Source organism: Microcoleus sp. (assembly GCF_041354475.1).
Taxonomy (GTDB): Bacteria; Cyanobacteriota; Cyanobacteriia; order Cyanobacteriales; family Microcoleaceae; genus Microcoleus.
On record NZ_JBGJZU010000048.1, the window covers coordinates 25,722 to 50,865 of the forward strand.

The 25,144-nt window shown below is 46.0% G+C and carries 19 protein-coding genes and 1 pseudogene; 8 read left to right on the forward strand and 12 right to left on the reverse strand.

Translation table 11 applies throughout. The features are described 5' to 3' along the window. Positions 1 to 237: 237 nt before the first annotated feature. The 4 genes from ACBR23_RS18025 to ACBR23_RS18040 all read right to left on the reverse strand — a co-directional run bounded on the left by ACBR23_RS18025 (position 238) and on the right by ACBR23_RS18040 (position 3,688). Positions 238 to 813 carry an anti-sigma factor gene (locus ACBR23_RS18025; RefSeq protein WP_371115958.1) on the reverse strand — a complete coding sequence of 192 codons (576 nt, stop codon included), beginning with the start codon at positions 811 to 813 and terminating at the stop codon, positions 238 to 240. Positions 814 to 841: 28 nt separating this feature from the next. After that, the gene (locus ACBR23_RS18030) at positions 842 to 2,134 is read right to left on the reverse strand and encodes a transposase (RefSeq protein ID WP_341737804.1); all 1,293 of its coding nucleotides are present in this window, start codon (positions 2,132 to 2,134) and stop codon (positions 842 to 844) included. 224 nt (positions 2,135 to 2,358) lie between these two features. After that, positions 2,359 to 3,018: a sigma-70 family RNA polymerase sigma factor gene (locus ACBR23_RS18035; RefSeq protein ID WP_341737844.1), complete on the reverse strand. Its 660-nt coding sequence runs from the start codon at positions 3,016 to 3,018 to the stop codon at positions 2,359 to 2,361. 181 nt (positions 3,019 to 3,199) lie between these two features. After that, positions 3,200 to 3,688, reverse strand: a complete 489-nt coding sequence (locus ACBR23_RS18040) for a molybdenum cofactor biosynthesis protein MoaE (RefSeq protein ID WP_371115957.1) — start codon at positions 3,686 to 3,688, stop codon at positions 3,200 to 3,202. 475 nt (positions 3,689 to 4,163) lie between these two features. On the opposite strand from ACBR23_RS18040, the gene ACBR23_RS18045 reads away from it, so the two are divergent. Next, positions 4,164 to 4,559 (forward strand): SH3 domain-containing protein, encoded by a 396-nt coding sequence (locus ACBR23_RS18045; RefSeq protein ID WP_371115956.1) that lies wholly within the window; start codon positions 4,164 to 4,166, stop codon positions 4,557 to 4,559. A 92-nt stretch (positions 4,560 to 4,651) separates the two neighbouring features. Here ACBR23_RS18045 and ACBR23_RS18050 read toward each other — a convergent pair whose 3' ends face one another. Both ACBR23_RS18050 and ACBR23_RS18055 read right to left on the reverse strand, forming a co-directional pair. Continuing rightward, positions 4,652 to 5,632 carry an aspartate carbamoyltransferase catalytic subunit gene (locus ACBR23_RS18050; protein ID WP_371115955.1) on the reverse strand — a complete coding sequence of 327 codons (981 nt, stop codon included), beginning with the start codon at positions 5,630 to 5,632 and terminating at the stop codon, positions 4,652 to 4,654. Positions 5,633 to 5,880: 248 nt separating this feature from the next. After that, the gene (locus ACBR23_RS18055; RefSeq protein WP_371115954.1) at positions 5,881 to 7,062 is read right to left on the reverse strand and encodes an RNA-guided endonuclease InsQ/TnpB family protein; all 1,182 of its coding nucleotides are present in this window, start codon (positions 7,060 to 7,062) and stop codon (positions 5,881 to 5,883) included. A gap of 113 nt (positions 7,063 to 7,175) precedes the next feature. On the opposite strand from ACBR23_RS18055, the gene ACBR23_RS18060 reads away from it, so the two are divergent. Further along, positions 7,176 to 7,745 (forward strand): hypothetical protein, encoded by a 570-nt coding sequence (locus ACBR23_RS18060; RefSeq protein WP_371120077.1) that lies wholly within the window; start codon positions 7,176 to 7,178, stop codon positions 7,743 to 7,745. Between the two features lie 356 nt (positions 7,746 to 8,101). Beyond that, positions 8,102 to 8,320 (forward strand): DUF4327 family protein, encoded by a 219-nt coding sequence (locus tag ACBR23_RS18065; RefSeq protein ID WP_341730593.1) that lies wholly within the window; start codon positions 8,102 to 8,104, stop codon positions 8,318 to 8,320. Between the two features lie 150 nt (positions 8,321 to 8,470). Here the strand turns inward: ACBR23_RS18065 and ACBR23_RS18070 are convergent, their stop codons facing one another. Next, entirely contained in the window at positions 8,471 to 9,712 is a 1,242-nt protein-coding gene (locus ACBR23_RS18070) for an FHA domain-containing serine/threonine-protein kinase (RefSeq protein ID WP_341730594.1), read from the reverse strand. Between the two features lie 491 nt (positions 9,713 to 10,203). On the opposite strand from ACBR23_RS18070, the gene ACBR23_RS18075 reads away from it, so the two are divergent. Beyond that, on the forward strand, positions 10,204 to 10,899 hold the full coding sequence (locus tag ACBR23_RS18075; protein ID WP_341737810.1) for a PEP-CTERM sorting domain-containing protein: 696 nt from the start codon (positions 10,204 to 10,206) through the stop codon (positions 10,897 to 10,899). Here the strand turns inward: ACBR23_RS18075 and ACBR23_RS18080 are convergent. The 5 genes from ACBR23_RS18080 to ACBR23_RS18100 all read right to left on the reverse strand — a co-directional run bounded on the left by ACBR23_RS18080 (position 10,896) and on the right by ACBR23_RS18100 (position 20,813). Continuing rightward, on the reverse strand, positions 10,896 to 13,148 hold the full coding sequence (locus ACBR23_RS18080) for a serine/threonine phosphatase (protein WP_371120076.1): 2,253 nt from the start codon (positions 13,146 to 13,148) through the stop codon (positions 10,896 to 10,898). The two genes, ACBR23_RS18075 and ACBR23_RS18080, sit on opposite strands and share 4 nt — an antisense overlap. A 199-nt stretch (positions 13,149 to 13,347) precedes the next feature. Next, the gene (locus ACBR23_RS18085) at positions 13,348 to 15,894 is read right to left on the reverse strand and encodes a DHH family phosphoesterase (RefSeq protein WP_371115951.1); all 2,547 of its coding nucleotides are present in this window, start codon (positions 15,892 to 15,894) and stop codon (positions 13,348 to 13,350) included. A 125-nt stretch (positions 15,895 to 16,019) separates the two neighbouring features. Beyond that, entirely contained in the window at positions 16,020 to 16,418 is a 399-nt protein-coding gene (psb27, locus tag ACBR23_RS18090; RefSeq protein WP_341737813.1) for a photosystem II protein Psb27, read from the reverse strand. Between the two features lie 147 nt (positions 16,419 to 16,565). Then, positions 16,566 to 17,825 (reverse strand): DNA replication/repair protein RecF, encoded by a 1,260-nt coding sequence (locus ACBR23_RS18095; RefSeq protein WP_371115950.1) that lies wholly within the window; start codon positions 17,823 to 17,825, stop codon positions 16,566 to 16,568. Between the two features lie 165 nt (positions 17,826 to 17,990). Further along, positions 17,991 to 20,813 (reverse strand): cation-translocating P-type ATPase, encoded by a 2,823-nt coding sequence (locus ACBR23_RS18100; RefSeq protein WP_371115948.1) that lies wholly within the window; start codon positions 20,811 to 20,813, stop codon positions 17,991 to 17,993. Positions 20,814 to 20,989: 176 nt separating this feature from the next. Here ACBR23_RS18100 and ACBR23_RS18105 point away from each other — a divergent pair. The 4 genes and pseudogenes from ACBR23_RS18105 to ACBR23_RS18120 form a co-directional block, all read left to right on the forward strand. Further along, positions 20,990 to 21,679, forward strand: a pseudogene (locus ACBR23_RS18105) (RNA-guided endonuclease InsQ/TnpB family protein); the annotation flags it as partial. 888 nt (positions 21,680 to 22,567) lie between these two features. Next, positions 22,568 to 23,086, forward strand: a complete 519-nt coding sequence (locus ACBR23_RS18110) for a phycocyanin subunit beta (RefSeq protein WP_341737817.1) — start codon at positions 22,568 to 22,570, stop codon at positions 23,084 to 23,086. 106 nt (positions 23,087 to 23,192) lie between these two features. Continuing rightward, the gene (gene cpcA / locus ACBR23_RS18115; protein WP_340521912.1) at positions 23,193 to 23,681 is read left to right on the forward strand and encodes a phycocyanin subunit alpha; all 489 of its coding nucleotides are present in this window, start codon (positions 23,193 to 23,195) and stop codon (positions 23,679 to 23,681) included. A 388-nt stretch (positions 23,682 to 24,069) separates the two neighbouring features. Beyond that, the gene (locus ACBR23_RS18120) at positions 24,070 to 24,939 is read left to right on the forward strand and encodes a phycobilisome rod-core linker polypeptide (protein WP_371115977.1); all 870 of its coding nucleotides are present in this window, start codon (positions 24,070 to 24,072) and stop codon (positions 24,937 to 24,939) included. Positions 24,940 to 25,144 lie beyond the last annotated feature (205 nt).

Consider the following 25,144-nt stretch of genomic DNA (forward strand, 5'->3'; position numbering starts at 1 on the left):
GCAAAAATCATTGACAATAGTTTCATGTTTTGCTAGAGTTTTAAGTATTTACTTGAAACACAATAAATTTTCAGTGTAAGTAAAAAACCTAAGTTTTCCAATTATTATAAATCTGTTTGAAAAAAACAGCGGCTGTTGAGAAATTTGTAGTGCAAAGCGGCGACTTCTTGAAGAAGTCGCCGCTTGCGGTTTTGGGTTTTTCCGGCAAAATCAATGGAATCTGTTTAGCTAAAACTCTTACTTGTGGCCAGATTTGGGAATCTCCACCACGGGTGCATCCACTCCCAGGAGCAAATCGTTAGGATTAATAATCTCGACCACAGGCTCGTTTAATGCCACCACCAAACCGTCATACTCAGGATTAACGGGGGATTGAGCAAACTGGGGAGCGAACAATTGGCGACTACCACTGACACCAGACACTACCGCGACCAACAAAGCTGCGATCGCGCATCCACCCCAGACTATCATCCGTTTCGGCTTGCGTTCAACTCGCTGCAACACCTTCGCAGCCAACTCCTGGGCCGATTGTGCCGAAGGCGGTACCGGAAGAGACTGAAAACTCTGCTGCATAGTTAGCAGTCGCGAGTACAAAGCTTTAGTGGCGGGGTCCGTTGCCAGCCATTCTTCAACTTGCCGCCGTTCGGCAGCAGTGACTTCGCCATCGAGGTAGGCGCTGAGCATTTCAAAGCGATCGCAAGTCATAGTAGTTACAGTCCCCTGAGCATGATGGTGTTGAGCTTGATTTCTAGCGAGTGCATCCCCGCCACCTTGGTGATGCTGATTGTGTTCCGATTCAAAGTTAGATTTCATAATTTATAGCTGGTAAAAGTATAGGCATTTATGACATGACATGGGAGGCGTTGAGTCCCTCCCCCTTCGCTTTTACTTCGAGCGGATTGACCCGCCTCGGCTGAACTACACAGCTCCCTATCCCATTGCTGAACGCATTTGGGATTGCTTTTCTCAAAATATTATAAGACCCGTTAACATCAGCGTTAATCAATCGACCCGACGATGTTCTGTACAATCCTCTCTTAATTCGCTGACCACTAAATGTGACATCGAAGGTTCCAATATACCCGTACACAGGAATTCGATCTAAATTCAGGAAGTTCGATTTGGAAGTATAGGATTCTTCTTGTTCTATTATCTTTATTCCCATCAATTCAGCTTTGTACTTCAACATTTCAATTAGTCGAGCATGAGGAATGTTTACAAAGCTTTGATTAGTTTTCCTTCCTAAATCAAGCTCGTTTTTCCATTGTGCATTTTTACCAATTACTAGCGTTCCGATATTTTGTGAGCCGAGAACATTGATGATATACCGACTAGCAGAGTGCAAGTAATTATCGACTTTTTGATGGCGACAACGGGTTAAACGCTGAATCCGTGATGAAGTTTTACGCAGACTTTTTAACTGAGATTGTAGTCGTGCCTTACGCTTGTTGTAGAATTGATTAATCGATTTCAGTGGTCGCCCGTTAATCAGTAAAGGGACAAATCCCGGCTGATTTGAAGTTAACGCCACTAAATTATTCAGCCCTAAGTCGATACTAGCTACTAATTCTTTGGGGTTTTCATCAAGCTCAAGGGTGGACTCCGGCTCAGTACAGGCATTGTAAATCACCTCAATTATATAGCAATCGCATTTTGGCACCAATCTAATTTGACAAATTCGCTCTGGTTTAATTTGGGTTTTAATTAAAATATTAGTACCCGACAGCTTGATAATTCCTTTCTTTAGTTCCTTGCTACTAATCGCCTGAATTGTATAGACGAGAATATTCCGACCCTTGACTTTATCTTTATACTTCGGTAATTTCGGGCGGCCTGTGAATCTCGTGGGTTCATTTTTGTAAGCTTTGACTGCTTCAAAAAAAGACTTCCAATTCTTGTCTAATATCATTAATATTTGTTGACTTACCTTGGCTGGTAATTCCTTGTATGCTGAATGAGATTTCATCAAACGATTCATTTCGTTGTAATTTATATAACCCCATCCATAGACAAAACTCTGACGAATCACGTAGTTAGCGGCATTGTAGAGATTTTTGGATTTAAAGGCTAATCCGTCTATTTCAACAAAACGATGTTCTGTGGATTTAATGATGTGTCTCTCTGCTAGTTGCATTCAGCATCTCCATTTTTTAACGCTCGCTATAATTCTCGCTTCTTGACCATTATGACTATATAATACTACCATTGCTTACTACTGCTTACAAACTTAATGAATTTTTACAATACTGCTTCTTGTCCCTTAACATTATTTACAGCTTATTTATATTGACAAATAGAAGTTTTGATGTTAGCTAAAACTTCACCAAATCTTCTGTTGTTACCTGGGAAATCACTAGACTAATTACCGTCTAGATATTTTTGCAATTGCAACTGCAATCTTTGGCGAGCTCTGGCAATTCTCGACTTGACAGTGCCGAGAGAAACTCCTGTCATTTCAGCTATTTCTTCATAGGCTAAACCTTGGATTTCTCTCAAAACAATGGTCGTGCGGAATACTTCTGGTAAATCCGCGATCGCCTCCCGCAACTGGTCGTAAAATTCTCTGGTCGTCAAATCTTCCTCCGGTCCCGGACAATCTGCCGGAATCTCCCAATCCACTTCCCCATCTTCGAGAGTACGAGGTACGTCCAGGGAGAGGGGAGTTCGGATGCGCTTGCGCTTCCGCAGCTCATCGTAAAATAAATTTGTGGCAATGCGACTCAGCCAGCCCCTAAATTTGACAGGCTCTTGTAAGCGATTGATATTTCGATAAACTCGAATCCAGACTTCCTGAGCCAAATCAGCGCGGTCTTGCCAGTCAGGGGCCAAGTGATAGAGAACGCGATCGACATGGGATTGATATCGCTTCAACAGTTCTGAAAAAGCAGCGCTTTCAGGTAGATTTCCTTCCTGACACCGCAACACTAAGTCATAGTTAGAGAGTTTTTCCGCTGGCAATTGCACTCTTTGAACGGTCGCCACAACCGCAGACCAGGACACTGAAATAAAGTCACTCATGGGTGGAATCGGGTCATCGAACATTCCATGATTTTTGACGTTGCGCTATCTTCCGAAGTTCCCAAATAGGCCAAGACAGACGGGAGAGTGCGGGATCACTCGGAGGGCCGGCACTCTTGGCACTGCCCCTACCAAGAATGAAACAGCCCTGGGGCTAGGGGGGGGTGACTTCTTCTTCCTTCTAACCAGCAACTTCGCACGAGCCAATATTAACCCAACTACTAGAACCATCAGCCCAATGTTCCTTTTTCCAAATAGGAACATTATGTTTGAGCGTGTCTATCCCGTACTGACAAGCTGCAAAGGCCTCCCGTCGGTGGGGACAGCCCACGGCTACCAACACGCTGATTTCCCCCACCTCCAAGCGTCCGACGCGGTGATGAATGACTACTCGATTGACATCAGCCCACTGGCGACGAATTTCCGTGGCGATTTGCTGGAATACTCTCACCGCCATTGGTTCGTAAGCTTGGTACTCTAGGGCAATTACAGGTTTACCGTCAGTTTGGTTGCGGACAGTGCCGCTCATTAATACCACCGCTCCGTTGGCTTTGTCATCTGCCAAAGTGTAGATTTCTTCTACAGATAAAGGGGCAAAAGTAATGGCAAAACTGTCTTGAGGATTGCGTTGAGGAACTGTGTCAATGGAAAGAGCAGCGCCTGAATTCATGGTGTGGAAATAGTGCTGGAGAACTTAATTTATCTTGACATAATGCCAGTGGCGATCGCTCGATGTCGATCGAATCTAGATTATTATCGATCGCACTGTAACCAATCAATCAGCAAATTGTAGGCGATCGACAGTATCATTTATCTATCGTAGAATCAATCTTGAACCCCAAGCCATCTGTTGATTCCTTACGCAATGATACAAATACCTAAAATCAGAGCGTCCGAGCATTCCCCCCCCACCCAAGATTTTCAGCAGCCGATGTAAACTTTATTGATTTTTTTGCCATACAAGCTGCTGACATGGCATCATATACCTGTGCAGGATTCAGGCAAATAGTCTAAGATTCGGTAACAGCAAGACCCTAACAGTTCTGTGTGCCTTCTCTGACACATAAGTTAATAATTAGAGCTTGTAATCGATTTTTTGATCTGAGTCTCCAGCGACAACAGTTAATAACAATCACGAGGAAACTATGGAAGCACTAGCATTGAGCCACTCTTTTGTTGCTTATGAATCTCCAGAGTCTGAACTCCAGCTCAAGTCCTTAGACGAACTGGGTTTAAAAATTCCTAATTCTGCATGGGTAGGGGTTGTAGGTATGGCAGTAGCCTTATCTGTTGTGAGTATTCCTGGGGAAGCCCAGGCAAATTGTGGATATCGCAAATGCGGTGGTCATCACGAGTATCACAGCTCTACCCAAGTTGTGACCAACGGCAGCCGACTGAATATCCGCCACCGACCCACTGAATGTTCTCATGTCATTGGCAAGTTATATGATGGAGATTATGTAGCATTGAGTGGTCGTTATAAACATGGCTGGGCCGAACTGGCTGACGGTGGCTGGGTATCTGCTTCCTGGATTCAATAAGTATTAACTAGAAAAAATAGTTTTTCTAGAAATATTTTTAATCGTTACCAGGCTCGACTTGGTAACGATTATTTTCCATAGCAACCGCAAGTTTAAACTTTACCGCCACCGATCAGGTAAAGTAAGGCCATCCGCACCGCCACCCCGCTGGTAACTTGCTGAGAAATGAGACTAAATTGGGGATCGTCCATCAAATCGGAACTAATTTCCACGCCACGATTCACCGGGCCTGGGTGTAAAACCTTGACATCGGGTTTGCAGAGTTGGAGTCGATCGCGCGTAATCCCATACAGAGAATGATACTCTCGTAAACTCGGTAGCAAATTCTGGCTCATCCGTTCCTTTTGCAGGCGCAAAGTCATCACAAAATCAGCATCGGCCAAAGCAGGTTCGAGATGCCAGTGCAAATATAACTTGCCTTCCCTACCTTGGCCGCACTCAGCGAACAAAAGTGGCAGTAAAGTAGGCGGTCCGGCGAGGTGAACTTGAGCGCCGGAAGCCGTTAAACTCCAGATATTAGACCGGGCTACCCGCGAATGCAAAATATCCCCAACCACAGCAATTTTTTTGCCTGCTAAAAGTTTCAGTCTCGGACGTTCGGGATCTAAAAGAGAACAGATAGTAAAGAGGTCTAACAAACCTTGGGAGGGGTGTTCGTGCTGACCATCTCCAGCATTGAGAACACTGACTCTCGAACCCAATCGGTCCATTTCCGAGGCAATGGTGCTAGGCACTCCCGCCTGTCCGTGGCGGATTACCATCAAATCCGTGCCCATGGCCAGATAAGTCTTAGCCGTATCGAGAATCGTCTCTCCCTTGGTGAGAGAAGAACTACCGGGGGTAAAATTGAGGGTATCGGCTGAAAGTCGCTTCGCTGCCAACTCAAAACTATTGCGAGTCCGGGTAGAAGGCTCAAAAAACAAATTCGCCACGACTTGACCCTGCAAAGCTGGCACTTTCTTGGTGCGACGGCCGAGTACCTCCCGAAAACTCGCCGCCGTTTGCAGCACTGTATCGTATTCGTCGGAAGTAAAATCAGCCAGAGTGAGAATGTGGCGCCGAGTCCAAGTCATAGAGTTAAGTCGAGAGTAGCAAGTTTCAAGTGAACAAACCTGACGGTCAACTGAGTACAGTTAGACCGCAGGCTTCTTTTTCCTTTTTTGCAAAGGCTTTTTTGAGTGACGGAGTTCCCCCGCCACTTTCTTAAAAGACTCCTGAATGCGGATTTGTGTACTGCCGCCCAGAATGTTCGATCGAGATTTAGTGATAATCTTGACATCCACCCCGGCGTAAACGCACGGGGATTCCTAAGACTCACGACTTAGGTTTCTGCTTCCGTCCTCAGAGGGGATTTCGCACCAGCCTTAACAGATTTACTCTGTTCGGGTCTTACAGTCGCTCCACAGACTGCCACGGCAAGCCCTGCCGCCAAAATATTCTTTGCCGCGTTGATGTCTCGGTCATGGTGCGTCCCGCAATTAGGACAATCCCATTCCCGGATATTCAACGGCATCTTGTCAACGATATGTCCGCAATTGCCACACCGTTTTGAACTCGGAAACCATCGGTCAATCTTAATTAAAGTACGACCGTACCCATCGCACTTGTAATCTAGTTGTCTGACTAATTCCCCCCAACTTGCATCACTTATAGCTAGAGCAAGTTTCCGGTTTTTAACCAGATTCTTCACAGCTAAGTCTTCTACGGCGATGGTTTGGTTTTCACGCACCAACCGTGTTGTTAACTTGTGAAGATGATCTTTCCTTGCATCAGTAATTTCTTGATGCACTTTCGCTACTTTAAGCCGTGCTTTGTGACGGTTGTTTGACCCTTTTTGCTTGCGACTTAAGGCTTTCTGCGCTCTTCTAAGCTTGCGATACTTTGCCTTGAATCCTTTGGGATTGGCAATCTTTTCGCCAGTGCTTAGAGTGAGCAAGCTTGTAACTCCCAGGTCGATGCCGACTTGATTATCTGTTTTGGGTAGTGTTTCAATTTCAACATCTACCAGCAGAGAAACCGACCACCTACCTGATGGTGCAAGCTTCACGCTTAAGGTTGATGGTATGGCACCATCAGGTAGTGTCCGGCTCCAGCGAATTGGTAAAGCTTGTGTGCTTTTTGCTAGGTAGACTTGTCCATCTCTGAACTTAAATGCTGACTTGGTAAATTCTGCACTACCACCATTGCGTTTCTTTTTGAAGTTAGGATATTTTGCCCGCCCATCAAAAAAGTTGGTATAAGCCGTTTGTAAATGTCTCAAGCATTGCTGTAATGGCACACAGCTAACTTTGTTCAGAAAATCTAGTTCTTCGGTTTTCTTCCATTCAGTTAACATTGAAGAAGTCTCAGCATAGCCTACCCGTTTCTGTTCTGCGTACCAAGCTTCCGTTCTTGTGGCTAAAGCACGGTTGTAGACCAAACGAACACAACCCAAAGTACGTCGCAACAAACCTTCTTGTTCCGGCGTTGGGTAGAATCGATAGCTGAAGGCTTTTAGTGTCATGCTGACCTTAAGTACGCTTCACATACTAGCACGTCTTGTGTGAAATGGTAGATATTAACAAAAATTCATGTAAAGCCGTCCTAAAAGGACGGGGTTTCAGACCCATTTTTTTGATGAACAGTATCCAACAAATTTTGACAACCTTTGCCGCCAGTACAGTTATAATGGGTTTGTATAGCTGTAGTATGCTGCCCCCTAACCGCATCCAGTCTCGCACATTACACGATAACAGTGTACCTATCGCAGCCTCGCTCAAAGTCGAGTCAGCAGCAGCCAGCCAAACACCTTCGCTCCTGGGAGCGAGTCCAGGGATGCAGCTATCAGAGACAGCAAAGATAGTCACAGTTACAGTCTACGAACCAGACTCTGAGTGCAAAACACTGATTGCCCAGGAAATTTCCCTCCCTGCTGAAAACTCGCTGTTAGCAGCAGTGTCTAAGATTCTGGAAAGACAATATGGCGGTGACTTGAACTTTGCTTATCGGGTAAGTGTCGATCGAAACACTGGCAAGGCTATAATAGATTTGCGAGTCTCCCCCGACTCCAAACGTACTTTGACTTCCATGTCAACCTGCGAACAGCTAGCTATCTTCGGCAGTTTGCGCAAAACTCTCATCGCTAACCCAATGTGGAACGTGAAACAAGTGCAGTTCACATCGCGGGGAGAAGACATTTCGCTGTAGCAGCATCTAGCTGTAGTTGCAGGAAGTTGCCAAATCTTGTCAAAAACTGGACTCCGGCAGTCATCGCACCTAGAAAAAGCTAGAAATAGTCAAGACCACCCACAACCAGTCGCTAATCAACAGCAGATAGCGGTGGCACTTAAAGATGATCAATTCTTTAGAGTCAGTCTTGACTATTAAGTCTTGCTTATAGCCCCTTGTCAAAACCAACGATGTTAAGATATAAGTTGAAGATGTAGCTTCCCGAAAAAAATCTACACGTATCTTGGTGAAACTGTTCTTGGCGAAACTGCGACAAAAAGTGAGAGCCGGGAAGTTGTAATTACAAACAAGATTTAAACAATTCAAGAGGTATTATGAACCAGCAGGTTATACAGCCGATGGTTAAGTTCCAGCGTCAGGTGCAATCTCTCGTCACGTCTGACATCATCAAACCGACAGACAGCATTTGGAAGATTGCTCTGCTATACGGGGACGAATGGCCCTACTGGAAGCAGCAACTCACAGAGTTTGACTTTTCCATGCAAGACCCCGTGAGCGAGTTGTTAGCTGTAGAAGCTTGGGACGAAGAATAAGAGCAAGGACAAGCAAGACTGGGGTGTTTAGAAATAGGGGGTTTCCAAACATCCTCAGAGGTGATACTAAATAACGGCTTTTTTGAGTGACTTTTGCTGACATTAAAGAAATCATGAACAAAAAATAGAGCTTCTAACTACTGCCTGCCCTCATAGGCAAGCTGCTAAAGCTTGAGCTAATTGTTTAGCAGTTTGAAACCTGTCCCCAGGTTTAGCTGCGGTGGTTTTTAAGATAATTTCTCGCAATTTTGGGGTAATAGTGGGAATATTTTCGAGCTTAAAACCATAACCTCCAGCTATCTTGCCGTAATACTTTTGCGGGCCGTTGGCGGTGAGCAAAAAAATCAAAGTAGGGCCAATAGCATATAAATCCGACTGAGGAAGAGGCTGTCCCCGGTCTTGTTCAGGCGCTGTGTAACCTTCAACGCCGATGCGAGTACCCGGAGGAGTGCCAATTTCTTTAACAGCGCCAAAATCGAGGACTGAAATGCCATTGTCTCGATGTCGGACTAGCAAATTAGCAGGTTTAATATCCCGGTGGACGATGGGAGGTTTTTGAGAGTGAATGTATTCCAAAACTTCACAGCTTTGAATCATCCACTCTATAGCCTGCTGCGGAGTAACAGGGCCGCGGTTATAGATGCGTTTTTCTAAATCCTCGCCGTGGAGCATTTCCATCACCAAGTATTTTTTGCCCCCTTCGACAAAAAAGTCAAAAAACTGAGGAATTCCGGGATGATGGAGAGATTTGAGGGTTTTAGCTTCCCGTTCAAAAAGTTCTTGAGCTTTGGCGATTTGAGCCATGTCAGCATTCATTTCCTTGAGAACTACCAAAGAAGCTGCGGGGGAACTTCCTGGTTGTTGAGCTTTTGCTTTGTCTCGATCCCAGGCTAAGGTGGTTGTGCCCATACCGCCTTGACCCAAAGTTCGCAGCACTTGGTAGTTTCGCACCGTGCGCTCGACTTTAATCGGTTCGCCACAGTGGATGCAGAATAAATTACCAGGGGGGTTTCCCGCGTGGGTGCATAGGGGAGAGGGACGAGCGATGGGAGGCATGGTTTCGATTTTGCCACCACAGGCAATGGTGGTGACTTGGAAATGTAGCAGTGGGCCGCCCCGCGCCAACTGGATTAAAGCACCGTCGGATATCCATCCCTGAGATAAAAGCATACCGTTAACAAAAGTCCCATTAGTCCCAGAATTGACTAAATACCACTGACTGGATGCACCACTTTTAATTCTTTGCAATTCCAGGTGCTGCCGGGAGACTAGAGCATTGGGGATCACAACGTGATTTTCAGGAGAACGGCCGATGCGAACAATGGATTCGCTTTCAAAACTCCACTGTTGCAGAGGGGTATTTTGTTCTGGATCTAAAAGGGTCAGCAGCATTTTCAATTGATGTGGTTGAGATCCGTTGTTTGGCAGTGGCGGGCAAAAGATAATTTACAGGTTGAGAGTATGGGGCATCAAGTAAGGAAATTTTAAGGATTAATAACAACTAAAAATTAAACATAATTAACTTTTGTAAGATTCAAGGGGGAATTTTTGGTTTTGAATCAGAAACAACTAACAACAGATGCGCTGATTTTCCTAGGAGTTGTAGCCATAAGTTTGATTAAATCTTCATAATAGCGTAATTTTTATTAAAGATTTGATAAACATGATTATTGGAGATGTTTCTGGTGGGTATTCATGTGTAAAATTACGGAGCGGTAAGTGCGCCGGATTAAAGGTCACAGATGCCGATCGGGGATTGTCGATCGCTTAAAGAAGTCGGCAATTGGGGTATTTGGTATTTTTAATTGACCTACTTTAGCAGAGGAAGTTCAAAAACAAAACTCCTCGATCCAATACTTGACAATACAAAAATTAGGTGAACAATGACTAATATTTTACGTAAATTTGCTGTTGCTGTGACAGGTACTGTTCTGGGATTTGCCTTGACTGGGGTCAACTCAGCACAGGCCGCCTCACTTAATTTTAGTTTAAGTTTTTTTGATTCGAGTAATTCTTTAGTAGGTGAAGGGTCTTTCAGCTATGATGGCTCGACTCCTTATCAAGACACTATTTTGGCTAGCTTCTCATTGCCGCCCCTAGAAATAAAAGCCAGCAATCAATGGTTCGCCCTGACAAGCTTTTCGGCAACGGTATGGGGGAAATCCTGGGATTTGTCTAAAGCGAGTTCAGGAGACAGGGGTGAACTACTTACTCCTTTGCTGTGGGCCCCCTTCGATACGGTGAAAACACGGTTTGTGTTTGATGCTAAGGTCATAGGCAGTGGAGTTATCCCTCAATTAGCAAGTCAATGGGCTTTTGGTAATTATCGCATTCTGCCAGCTTTGGGGATATTTGGCGAAGGTTTCGGTACAGGGGGAGGAAAGATTAGTTGGATGCAATCGGGTGGGGGACAATCCAATGGAAAATCTGTCAACACTGGATATTTGATAGTAGAGGAAATCCAGCCCTGCCATGAAAATTCGGAGGCTGTTCCCGAACCTGCGACTGTTGCAGGTTTAGGTCTGGCGGCCGCTGGCTTGGGAGCGGCCAAGAAAAAGTGGGCAGCCTCCAAAGTCTAAAATCGGGATGGCCCGACTAGGGCGCGAATCACAATGGCTGTGATATTGTCATGACCATTGTGTTTGTTGCCTAGTTCTATTAACTTTGCCACTCCTTGCTCCAAATTAGCTTGTGGGTGCAAGAGTGGTTCGAGACAGGTCTGCCAGTAGGTTTCCAAAACATTATTGTCTGTCAGACCGTCAGAAGCCAAAATCAATAAAGTATCTTCAGACAATTCTAAAAACTGGACATCAGGTTTGAGAAAATTACTGTCTCGTGGGCCGATGGCTTGAGTCAGTTGATAGGCATCGGGGCGAGAATATGCTGTTTCTGGGTCAACCCCGCGCTTAATTTCCCGCTGGCCTACTTCATGGTCTGAGGTGAGTTTTTCTAGGGTTTGTCCTTTTCGGAGTTGGTAGAGGCGGCTGTCGCCTACATGGGCAAAGGCAACTTGGGTGTCTTGAACTAAGACTGTGACTAGAGTTGTACCCATGCGACCACTGCCGGAACGGCTTTCCTTTTGGTTGATTTCAAATATGGCTTTGTTGGCTAATAAAATTCCCTTGCGGATGGTTTCTGCGGAAGGGAGTTGATTGTCCCAACTGGTTTGAAAGAATTCTCTGAGGGTTTCAGCGGCTAGTTGACTGGCGACTTCGCCACTGTCGTGTCCGCCCATGCCGTCACAGAGAATGTACACTCCTTTGCTTTGGAAGGTTCTACCGAAGGATGTTTCGAGCTTGTTGATTTGAGTCCAGATGCTGAAGAAGTCTTCGTTGTGGGCGCGCTGGAGTCCGACATCGGTGATACCTGCGTCTTCCAAGCTGTAAATCTGCACTGGCATGGGCTGGGTTAAGACTTCCCCTGGGTCGGGACAGGGTTCTTCGGGTTTGCCAAATTGGAAGCGTGTCGGAGTGGAAGTTTTTGCTGGTGCGGGTTGGAGTTCTAGGGGGACGGTCTCTAGGCGCGATCGCAATTCGTCTATGGTATGAATTTCGCCCCTGTACATTTCTTGCAGGAGTTCGAGCAAGGCGCCAAACTGGGTGCGATCGGACTGGTTAAATATGGTCTGCCACAATTGCCCCAAATCTAGCAGTTGCAGGTTGGAGTCGGGGGCTTCGGGATAGAGACGTTGCACCCGCAAAGAAGCTAATGCAAAGGAAGAGTCGGGGTTGACTCGCAAATTTGTCAGTTCCAACAAACTTTGGCGACAGCGCCAGGGTTCTAGGGCGGCCCACAGTTCTGTCATTTCGTGGAGCCAGTACAGAATTTGTTGGGTGGAGGTTTCGGGTTGACTCCAGCGTTCTATGAGTAGTGGCCACTGGGAGCAGTCTTCTAACAGCAGCACTGCTTGTTGGTTTTCTAGCCAGCTATCGTGAATGACTGGGAGGTTTTGGGAGAATTGCCATCGGAGAGCTAGATAAGGTTCGGCTATGCCTTGGCACAGGTTTTCTAGGGCGGAGTCGGTGAAGTTGGCTCTGGGTTCTAGGGCTCCTCTGTAGGGGGATGCTCGTTTGGCGACGGTGGCAGAATTGGCTGCTAGGAGGGCTTTGAGGGGTGACATTTGCAGTGGCTGACAGTCTAATACTGTTACGGTTACTGTGTCTGAGGGTTTTCTTGCTGGTAGGGTTTCTAAGAGTTGGTAGCGCTGCTGGTTGTCGAGATAGGCTCCTGCTGGCTGGGAAGGGATTAAGTTTTGGGGGTTGGAAGTGGGGACTTCGGATGCTTGGGGGGGGATGTTGGTGATGGTTGGGCGATCGCGATTTTCTGTGGATTCCTGGTGGGGTTCAGGGTCTGTAGTGGTGTCCAAATTGCTTTGGGATGGGGTTATTTGGCTGTCTAGTGGTGCATTAGTGCTTTTTTGGTCTGTTTGAAAGGATTCGGGGACGATCGCACTCACGCCGACTACAGCATCGATTGGTGATTCAACTGCTGCTGGGACTAATGCTGGGTCTTGGGCTGGGGTGATGATTTCTGTTGGAGTTGCGTCTGTTGGGGGTTCAACGGAGTTGGCGATGGGGGTGCTTTGGGGCACAGTGTCTGGTTGTGGTGGCTGTTCCTCTGTCTCGACTGCTGGCAAATTCGATCGACCGCAAATAATTGCTTGCCACACTTGACCTGTTGCGGTGCCACAATTCTGACATTCTTTGGCGCTCACAGCGACTTGGACGCCGCATTGGGGACAAGATTTGTAAGTTAGGGAATTTCCGCATTGTTGACAAAACTTGTTTTGATTGGGATTTTCAAACTGGCAGCGGGGACAGAGGAGCATAGGGGTTAAAAATTTGAAGATGTGCGATCGAATTTGAGAGGGAGGGAGTTTTGGGTTCTTCTGAGTTTTGGGCAAGAGTTGCAACGGATAACTCCCATTGTCCTATGACCTATTTTATCGGCATGAATTGAGAACGAAGATATTTCTGGGAATCGAGATGTCAGAGATGCTGTTCCTGAGAATTTGGTTTTTGGTTGAGTTAGAAAGGAATTGCTGGGGAATCTTCTTGGAAAAAAGTCTCTCTGGCGATGGATTGAATGGTGGACAGGGGTACTTGACAGAAATATTGGCGCCGGAATTGTTCTTCGGAGACTGCTGCTAGGAATTTTGCTGTCCAGTGGGCTAGTTGTCGAGAATTAGAAGTGGAAAATTGGGTGGATTGGCTAGCTAATAAGGATTTGGAGATGTTATTTCCTCTGTTTTCCGTTTCTGCTTGTCTGGTGATGTAAAAGGCTCGATCGCGATAATTGACTTTGAAACCAAGATGGGTTAAGGTTTTGAACCCCAATTGCAGGGATGTGTCGCTGATTCCGAGTTTGTGGCCTAGTTGCTGTCTGGTGACAGGTTTTTGGGTGCGGCTGAGATATTTGGCGATACCGATTAGCTGTTGCCAGATTTGCTCAGGGGGGACTGCTGGGGGTAAGCTGTAGGCGATCGCCAGTTTTTGTTGATTGTGCTGTGCTTTTCTCAACCAAATCCGCATTTCATCCCAACTTGTGGGGCATTTTTGGAGGATGAGGCAGTTTGGTCGATCGAATATTTCGGAGGAATCAACTCGATGTTCTGCGGATAGGGGAGAGGCTAAGTTGTGGCTGGCTGCTAATAATTCTGCCTCTAGATTTCCACTCCGCCAGTCTAATATCCAATCTATTTGATGGGTCGGCTGGATGGGGTTTGATTCCTGGCGAGAACGCAATGCTATCAGTCGCACTTCATATTGTTCTTCATAAGTATTGAAGTCTAGTTCCACTATAGCATCGCATCGGCCTTCAGGAATCTCGTCTCGGTAGTGTCCCCACCAAATACCGGGAAATCCTGTATTGACAGATTCATCCCAAATTTTAAATCTGGTTTTGATATATTTAATTTCTTGTCCTTTCCCATCTTTGATATTTTTATTCCAAACATTGTCAAACCAGCAGTTAAGAATCAGTAATTTGGGTGCGGGATTTCCCATACCGCAGGGTTCGAGTAATTTTAATTCTTGAAATAGGTTTTTTCCTAACTCAGCAACAGTAATTGTGAGGTCTGCTTGAACGGGAGATGGTGTCAAACTTTCGGTGCTGTACTTCTGCCGTAGTTGCTGGTTTATAGCATCGGTAAATAGGGGGATATTTTCCACGGGCAGACTCAATCCAGCGGCGAAGGGATGACCGCCAAATCTATCTAATAAATGTGCTTGGTCTTTGACTAATTGATAAAGGTCGATTTGATTGGTGGAACGGGCAGAACCTCTGGCAATTTGGGATTGGGGGACTGTGGGTATTTCTGAGTCTAAAGACTGGATCGATTGTGTTTCTGGCAGAGTTTCGTTGATTTCTGGTGTGGTTTCGGTGCTGAATAAAATTACGGGGCGGCCGTATTCTTGGGCGATTTGTCCGGCTACCAATCCTAATACTCCTAGGGCCCATTGGGGGTCAGAGAGGACGATGACGCTGGTAGTGGACAGGTCGAGTTTGGCTAATTTTTGGGCTGCATCTTTGGCTACAGATGTTTGTAAAGATTTGCGCCTGGAGTTGGCTATTTCGGTTGAGAGTGCTAGTTCTTCGCAGCGTTTTTTGTCGCGGCTGGTGAGGAGTTCTACGCAGAAACTGGCATCGCCTTGGATGCGGCTAACGGCGTTGATGCGGGGGCCTAGTCCGAAGGAAATGTCTGTGGGGCGATCGCCATTTTTGTTGCACAATTGTAGTAATTTGGCCACCCCCGGACGAGTGGGATGTTTGAGTTGTTTTTGTAGTTGTTGTATGCCCAGTTGAGCTAGGTAGCGACTGTCTCCTGTGAGTTGGACTAAATCGGCGATTAATCCGATGGCTACTAATTCTAATAACTCTGTTAAAGCAACCTGGGGAATATCTGGCAGTGTTTGATATAGTGCTTCGATTAATTTGTAGGCGACGGCGACACCGGATAGGTGAAAAAGTTGATGATTTGAGGGGAGGTATCGGGGATTGATAATGGCTACTGCGTCAGGGCGATCGTCCGGGAGGGTATGATGATCTGTAATGATTATATCTATGCCTAGACTTGTGGCATATTTGATTTCGGCGATATTTGTACTGCCGGTATCGCAGGTAATAATTAGGCTAACGCCCGATGTTTTTAAGGTGTTTATGCCTGGAATATTGAGACCGTGAGATTCTGTTAAACGATTGGGAATATAATAAATTAGTTGGTCATTTTGGGAAAATATTTTGCCCAGTCCATCCCACAGTACGGAGGTTGAAGTGATACCGTCGGCATCGAAGTCTCCCCAAATTGCGACTTTTTCACCCTGGTTTTTTGCTTGATGGATTCTGTCTATTGCCCAGTTCATTTCTTGCCCGAATTCCCAGGGACTTGCGGGCTGGTAAAGTTGGGGATTTAAGAATCCGGGTATTTGTTCTGGGTTTTTAAGGCCTCGATACCACAGGAGTGCTGCGGCATAGTTTCCGGGGAGTTCCGGTGCGTGTTTGTTGACAGCTTGGATTAGCCAAGCTGGGACTTGAGTTGAGGGTTGAGTTTGCCAGTTTTGATGGGGTTCTGTCATAGGATAATTTTAACAGAATTGATTGCCAATCAAAGTATCAATATCAGAAACCCGGTTGTTGAAAATAACCGGGTTTCGAGAGAAAGTCATCATAACTTTCTCGTTCAAGTCTCAAAATACAAGAATTAAGAGCCTCTTTTGAGAGCCATTTCTACCTGCTGAAATTCTGCTTCAAGACGCTTTTTCAACTTTTCAGGAACGGGACGATTTGGATAGGAACTGTAATGTCCTGCCAAAGAGTTTAAAGCTGTTCGCATTGTTGTGAAAGATGAAAGCTTGGTAAGAGCGGGATCGCGACGGTAAGCAGCAGCAAAGTCATTGATTTTTGTGCGAGAATCTGCTTGAGCTGCTGCTTTTTCCGGCGTACCCTCTGGTAAAGTCAGCGAGGTTCTCAAGCTGGTTACTAAGTCTAATGTGTCTTGGCGGTAGTCTCCGCTGAGAGTGGCTGGAACATTGGTACAGCCACTGATGCCTAGGACAACAACTAAGACTAGGGCTAACAGACGGGAAATGTAATGCTTCATAAGGGTTGAAAGAAATGGCAGCCAAATTCGCGATCGAATATTAACCTTTATCCTATCTCGAATCAGGATACCCATGTCAATTTACCCAAAAATATGTCCATACCATGAAATATATATTTTGTCAATCTCAAACTCAAAATTCCCTATCTAAAATTGATGGATTTGTCCTGCAACAACGGTCAGAATTTGAGTTTGTTGCAGCCATTGAGAGTCAAAAGCGCCTAAATGGGTAGTAGTAATTAGAGTTTGAAATCGTTCTTGAATGGTTTCTAAAAGTTGATTTTGGCGGTTGAGATCGAGTTCTGCAAGTACGTCGTCTAGCAACAGCAAAGGTGGTTCGCCAACGACTTCTTCAATAAGCTGCAATTCGGCTAATTTTAAGGCTAATACCAGAGTTCGTTGCTGACCTTGAGAGCCGTATTGACGAGCAGGTGTATTGTTAATGGTAAATGTAATATCATCACGGTGGGGACCGACTAAAGTAGTACCTTGAAATTTTTCGGCGATCGCCCTTTGTTGAATTTTATCTAAAAATGCTTGCCGCACTCCTTCTAGATTGTCTTTAGCGATGAATTCTTGCCCTACTTCAATATTAGCAGCATATTTCATATCCAAAACTTCTGTAGAACCGCTAATGGAAGAGTGCCAATTGCGAGCTAAAGGTATCAATCGCTCTAAAATGCGATCGCGCCTCCGGATCACACGAGCACCCGCCGTTGCTAATTGTGCATCCCACAAAGCTAATTCTGTATTGGGAATGGGGGATTGGGCAACCCCCCCCTCACCCCCCCCAAGGGGGGAAAAAATTGGGAATTGTTCTCTATTTGGTGAGAAGGGAGTTTCGTTTCCCATAAATTGCATTTTGTCAATAGTTTCGGAAACATCGATTTTTCTAATTTCCTTAGAGCTTTTTAATAGAGCGTTGCGTTGGCGCAAAATTTGGTTATATTGCTGCAAAATATGAGCGTAAATTGGTTCTAATTGGATTACCAGGCGATCGATCCAATGTCGCCTTATTTCTGGGCCACCGCGCACTAAGTCCAAATCTAAACAAGAAAATTGCACGACATTTAAGACGCTCAAAAAATCCAAATGACGGCGCAGAGGTTCACTGTTGATTTTGCATACACGGCGCGCCTGAGAGCGCATAGTTAATGCTAATTCTATCGAGCCGGTTTGACGCTCCAGGGTGGCATCTATTTGCCCCATGGGTTTGGAGTCGAGGATTAAATCGCGATCGCGCGTGGCCCTATGACTTTTTAATGTGGAAAGCAATTCTACTGCTTCTAATAAGTTCGATTTTCCCTGAGCGTTATTGCCGACTAAAATTGTTTTTGGAGCGTCAAATACTACTTTTTGGTCTAGGTAATTGCGAAATTGTCTGAGGTGAATATTTTTGAGATACATAATAATATCAATTCCGGTTGTATCGGAATGATTTAACCGCGAAGGCGCGAAGGACGCGAAGGAAGAGAGAAGAGAGATTAATAATTCCGATGAAGAGAGGATTTGATATAAAATCCAAAATATGTAGGTTGGGTAGAGGGCGAGCGAAACCCAACCTACTTCTGACTATCGGCTGGGTTTGTAGAAGCGTATAAACAATTTTTCCATTTCAATCCAGACAAACATTAGGGCGCTGAAACCGAAGCAAACCATTAATTCAAATAAGCTCAAATAGTGAGTGCCAAAAAATGTTCTGAGTGGGGGAACGTAAATTAGTAGCAATTGCATAAAAGTTGTAACTATCACCGCACCCCACACAAAAATATTGGTGAAGGGATTTAATTCAATAGTTAGCTGAGTGTGGGAACGACAGGCGATCGCGTGACCCATTTGTGCTAGACAGAGAGTGGTGAATACCATCGTTTTCCAAGCTTCTCGATCGCCCTGATAATTGGCGGCATGAGTGTATCCGTAAGCCCAGGACATCATGGTTATGGTCAAAATTGCAAAAATAATCCCGATCCGAATCATGTAAGAACCCAAACCCCGCGCAAAAATACTTTCTCGCGGACTAAAAGGAGGCTTCTTCATCACATTCGGTTCGGCTGGTTCTACCGCTAAAGCTAACGCCGGAACTCCGTCAGTAACTAAGTTCATCCACAAAATTTGTAGGGGGGTCAGCGGTACTCCTCCCAAACCCATTAAAGGGGCGGCGGCGATGGTCAAAACTTCGCCAATATTACTGCCCAAAATGTACTTAATAAAACGGCGAATATTAGTATAAACTACTCTTCCTTCTTCAGCGGCTGCGACAATAGTGGCAAAGTTGTCATCTAGCAGCACCATATCACTAGCTTCTTTGCTGACATCGGTGCCGGTAATGCCCATGGCGATGCCGATATCGGCTTGTTTTAAAGCAGGTGCATCGTTAACGCCGTCACCTGTCATGGCGACAAATTTCCCCCAACTTTGCAAGGCTTGGACTATTCGTAATTTGTGCTCTGGGGAGACGCGGGCGTAAACGCTAACTTGCTCTACTTGCTGTTTGAGTTCTTCTTGGCTGAGTTTTTCCAATTCTTGACCGGTGAGGACTCGATCGCCTACACTGGCAATTCCCAAATCTTGGGCGATCGCCTTTGCAGTCAGTTGGTGATCCCCGGTAATCATCACCACCCGAATCCCTGCATCCCGGCATTTCACCACAGCTTCCCGTACTTCCGGGCGCGGTGCATCCAGCATACTCACCAACCCCAACCAAATCATGTCTTGTTCGCTGGTTTCCTCAGAACCTGATGGTGGTAAGTTTTCCCACAGTTTGTAAGCAAAGCCGAGGACTCGCAAACCGCTACTTGCCATATCGTTGTTTTCGGCAAGGATGCGATCACGCATGGACTGTGTTATGGGTTGAATTCGATCGCCCACAATCATGCCCTGACAGCGCTCCAAAGTCAACTCTGGAGAACCTTTGGTCAACATTAAATAATTGGGTTCTTCTCCTTCGGGTTTGGGAAATCCGCAATTGTGAGATCGCCCTGGTAGTTGGCAAATTACGCTCATCCGCTTGCGTTCGGAAGAAAACGGAAATTCTGCCGTCCGTGGCAGTAATTGAGACTGTATATCCTTATATATGCCTGCTTTGGCCGCAAAAGATAGCAGGGCTCCCTCGGTGGGATCTCCCAAAATTGTCCATTCTTGCTGTTGGTGCTGCAAAAATGCGTCGTTGCAAACTGCACAGGCTATTAATAAGGCTTCTAGTTCTGGATATGCTTCTAAGTTATCAATTTGGGCAGATTTTTGGCGATCGGTAAAAATGCCGATCGGGTTATAACCCGATCCGTCGATGCCGACATCAGAATTGCCTGTGTGTACTCGCTGAACTACCATTTTATTTTGGGTCAGGGTACCGGTTTTGTCGGAACAAATAGTAGTCACTGAACCCAAGGTTTCTACGGCTGGTAGTTTGCGAATCAGGGCCTGCCGCTTCACCATCCGCTTGGTTCCCAGGGCTAAAGTGACTGTGACAACTGCTGCGAGTCCTTCGGGGACAACGGCTACAGCCATACTCAGAGATACTTCTAAGAGTTCTTCAAATTTCCTGGTATCGAACCCAAGGCTGCCATTTTGGAAGGTAATCATGCCGCCGATGACGACGATCAGGACTAAAATCATCGCACCGGAGACTAGAACATTCGCCAACTGGCTCATGCGTCGTTGCAGGGGAGTTGGTTCGGTTTCTACGGAGGCAAGCATGGTGGCGATTTTGCCTAGTTCAGTTTGCATTCCGGTGTTGGTGACGATCGCCTTGGCGCGTCCTTGTACAACTTCTGTGCCCTGAAAAATCAAGTTCAGGCGATCGCCCAAGGAAGCATTTTCTGCAAGTTCCAGATCCGCTTCTTTGGTGACTGCTAAGGCTTCTCCGGTTAAAGCAGATTCTCTGACTTGCAGGTTGGATGCTTCGATCAATCGCGCATCTGCGGCTATTTTCACCCCGGCTTCGAGGAGCATGATGTCTCCAGGTACGACATCTTTAGCTGTTATTTCTGAAGTTGTGCCGTCTCGCACCACTCTGACGAGGGGGGATGAGAGGTTTTTGAGGGCTGCGAGGGCTTTTTCGGCTCTGCTTTCTTGAAGATAGCCGAGAATGCCGTTGAGGATGACGATCGCAAAAATGGCGATCGCATCTTTGGGAAAATTGTTGGATTTGATATCTAAAAAACCGGAAATTATGGCTACCGCCATCAGCATCAACAACATGATGTTGGTGAATTGATCGACAAAAATCGACCAAGGGCTGCGGCCTGCTGTTTCTTCTAGTTCGTTGTGGCCGTATTGCTGTAGTCGTTCTGATACCTGTTGAGCCCTTAAGCCAGTGTCTTTGTTGCTACTGAGCTGTTTCAGGGTTGTGTCGATCGCTACGGTGTGCCAAGAAGACGGAGGATTTGAAGACATAAATTACCATCGAGCATGGGGCATAAAGGTGGCTGTGGCGCGACAGCTACAGCCAGTGGATGCGGCGATCGGGCATGGGGAAGAGTTAAGAGGAAGGAGGAAGCTAGAAACCTCTCTCTGGCTCTGTCTGTATAGCTACCGCTGATTGCACTAATCCACCTTACCAAACTTACCAAAAATCAGGAATTGCTGGGAAGTTTAAGTTGCTCGGCAATCGGGATTTGCATTTCTCGGCGCCAGATGAGATTAAACGAATCAGAGTTGTGCGTCGTGCCGATGGGTACTACGCTCAGTTTTGTATCAACGTGGAGCGAAAAGAGGAGCTTATTTCTACTGGTAAAGCGATGGGAATAGACGTGGGATTAAACCACTTCTATACCGACAGCGATGGTGAGACAGTCGCCAATCCACGCTATCTCCGCAAGAGTGAAAAAGCTTTGAAAAGATTACAGAAGCGGATTTCTCGAAAGAAGAAAGGCTCTGGCAATCGTAAAGGCGCGATTAATAAGTTAGGAAGAAAAAACCTGAAAGTCAGTCGGCAGCGTAAAGACTTCGCCATCAAGACAGCGTTGTGCGCAGTAAAATCTAACGATTTTGTAGCCTAGGTCGACCTTCAGGTTAAGAATATGGTGAAAAACCATAAGCTAGCCAAATCAATTAGCGATGCAGCTTGGTCACTGTTTGCTCAATGGTTAGAATATTTTGGAAAAGTGTATGACAAAACAGTGATTGCTGTTGCACCTCAATACACATCTCAAGACTGCTCACACTGTGGCAATCTCGTTAAGAAAACACTTTCAACTCGAACCCATATTTGCGGTTGCGGTACGACATTGGATCGAGATCATAATGCCGCAAAAAGTTGATTTGTTGTGCGAGCGGGTTAAGTCTACCTAGAACATGAGTCGCTCCCTCCTCCTCATATCAAATCCGTTGACATCGGAATTATTATTTCTCTCTTCTCTTTCTCTGTGTCCTCTGTGTTCTCTGTGGTTAAATCATTCCGATACAACCGGAATTGAGATCATCCGTTAGGGGTTGGGACTCGAAACCATCGCCATCTGAGGCACACATCCCGGAATCTGAGCCATAACAGGATCGGGTACAAGGCGATCGAGCGGGCTATCAAAGCGAGCGGTCTTCATTTGAGGGATTTCCTTCAAATGAAGACCGCTTCGCTACCGCTAACTGGCGATCGGGTTGAATGTGTCGCTTTTTTTTGCTTCCCCAACCTTCTTTTCGCAAAAGTTTAATTATCTTAACTTTTTTTAACAATAGGCTCAAACCCCAGACATCAGGAAGGTCTGCTCCTGAGAAGGCCTTGGGGATTTGGCAAAACATACCAGAAAATTCTGGGCATCGGAGGCGATCGCAAGGCTCTAACCATTACCACATTAGCCTCCCAGTCTCACCCTCTGTTAACAGATAAATTCCTGTAATAATTTGTAATAAACAAACACTCGTGAGCATTGTATAAAGAGTAGGAGAGGGTTGAAGGGGCAGGCTAAAGTTAACAAAAACACTGTTTAACAAGGTTTGTCGCATCTCATAAAAGATGTAAAATATTCTAAGGTTTCTTAAACGTCCGTTGCAATGTAACAATGGTACAGGTAGCGGAAAGGGAGAGATCGAGCCGCTCAGCTAATTAGCTGGTGTCAACCCTCAACCCTTACAGGCGATCGGCCTGAACAAATTTAACTTAACGGTTTTATACCGCAACCAAACTCAATTAACTCAAGTAGGAGAGTTGTTTCATGTTAGACGCATTTACAAAAGTAGTTTCCCAAGCTGACGCTCGTGGCGAATTCTTGGCAGCAGGTCAACTAGATGCCCTCAGCAGCATGGTTGCAGAGAGCAACAAGCGCATTGATGCAGTTAACCGCATCACCAGCAACGCTTCCACCATCGTTGCCAATGCAGCTCGCTCTTTGTTTGCTGAGCAACCTCAATTGATCGCCCCAGGCGGCAACGCTTACACCAGCCGTCGCATGGCAGCTTGCTTGCGCGACATGGAAATCATCTTGCGCTATGTCACCTATGCAACTTTCGCAGGTGATGCCAGCGTTCTTGATGACCGTTGCTTGAACGGCTTGCGGGAAACCTACCTGGCATTGGGCACTCCTGGTGCTTCAGTAGCAGCAGGCGTCCAAAAAATGAAGGAAGCTGCGATCGCGATCGCCAACGATCCTAACGGTATCACTCGTGGCGATTGCAGCTCGCTGATGTCCGAAATCGGTGGCTACTTCGACCGTGCAGCTAGTGCAGTCGGCTAAAAATAGCTCAGCGACGATTAATTGAATGTAAAAAAAGCGATCCATCGCATTTTTACAAATATTCTGTGCCAAAACAACACAACATTATTAGGGAGAAAACAAGACAATGAAAACCCCGTTGACCGAAGCAGTAACAGCAGCCGATTCTCAAGGCCGTTTCCTCAGCAGCACCGAACTTCAAGTCGCCTTCGGCCGCTTCCGCCAAGCTGCTGCTGGCTTAGAAGCAGCAAAAGCTCTGACAGCTAACTCTCAGCGCTTGATCGACGGTGCAGCCCAAGCAGTGTACAACAAATTCCCGTACACCCAACAAATGCAAGGCCCTAACTATGCTTCTACCGCAACAGGTAAAGCAAAGTGCGCTCGCGACATCGGCTACTACCTGCGTATGGTCACCTACTGCTTGGTTGCAGGCGGCACAGGCCCAATGGATGAGTACCTGATTGCAGGTATCGATGAAATCAACCGGACTTTTGAATTGTCCCCTAGCTGGTACGTTGAAGCTCTCAAGTACATCAAAGCCAACCACGGTTTGAGTGGCGATGCTGCTACTGAAGCTACCTCCTACCTAGACTACGCAATCAACGCCCTGAGCTAGATTTGCGTGATGCCCGGAAATGTAAGCTGCTGTTAGCTTGAGTGTTAGCGGTTGTTTACAATTCCGGGCATCTCCATTGGAGGGTAAGTTTTCCAAACAATTTTAAAAAGTTTTCAGTTTTTAAAGTAAAAACGGAGAAGTAAAAATGTCTGGATTGAGTGCTACATAACTCTGTTTCGGGTGGTTCGAGCGCTCAAATCTTTCGTAGTCGGAAAAAGTCGCATTAAAGTAAGTTGAAGGGATGATTACAGAAACCAGACAATTAAAGATTGTGCGGTGGATTTTATAAAATCAACTTACTACAAAATAACTGTTTTTGCCTAAGTCGCAAAACACTCAAGTACCACAAAGCTTTCAATTCACACTCATACATTTAGGAGAAATTCTGGTGGCTATTACAACAGCAGCGTCCAGACTGGGGACATCAGCATTGAGCGATGCGCCGAAGGTGGAATTGCGTCCGAATTACACAAAAGATGACGTAGAAATGGTAATTCGCGCTACTTACCGCCAGTTGTTAGGCAACGATTATTTGATGAAATCCGAGCGCTTGAAAAGTGCTGAATCTTTGCTGCAAGACGGCAGTTTAACAGTACGAGAATTTGTGCGCACAGTAGCTAAATCAGAACTGTACAAAACCAAGTTTTTCTACAGCAGCTTCCAAACTCGGACGATCGAACTAAACTACAAACACCTGCTCGGTCGCGCTATTTATGACGAATCTGAAGTAGTTTATCACTTAGATTTGTACGAAAACAAAGGATACGATGCTGATATTGATTCCTATATCGATTCCGTAGAATATCAAGAAAGCTTTGGCGAAAGTATCGTCCCTTACTACCGTGGTTTTGATAATCAGCGGGGACAAAAAACCGTTGGTTTTACCCGGATGTTCCGCTTGTATCGGGGCTACGCAAATAGCGATACAGCTCAACTAGAAGGCAATAACTCTCGCCTAGCCGTGGAAGTTGGTAGCAACACTGCTACCGCAGTAGTTGGCCCCTCCGGTGGCAGCGAAGGTTGGGCTTATCGCCCTTCGGCACAAAACGTAACTCCCAGCAGCGGTTTCGGCGGCGCGGCAGCTTACGGCAAAGAAGGACGACTTTTCCGGGTGGAAGTTTCCGGCATTCGCACGGGCGGATATCCTAACGTGCGTCGCAGCAGCAAAGCGTTTATCGTACCTGTTGATGATTTGTCCTCGCAAATGCAGAAATTTCAGCGTTTGGGCGGGAAAATCGCCAGCATTACTCCAATTTAGTCATTAGTCATTAGTTATTGGTTATTGTTAAGTTACCATAACCAATAACAATGCCCGATCGCACAATCAGCGCCACAATCACCAAAAAACGAGCGAGAAGCCCCTGGCTTTAGACATGGGGAGGAAAGTGGCTGCGGTTTCAACCGCCTTCAATATTTCCCGCTCTAACTGATTGAAAAGTTGAGTTAGAATAGATTGTAAGTAA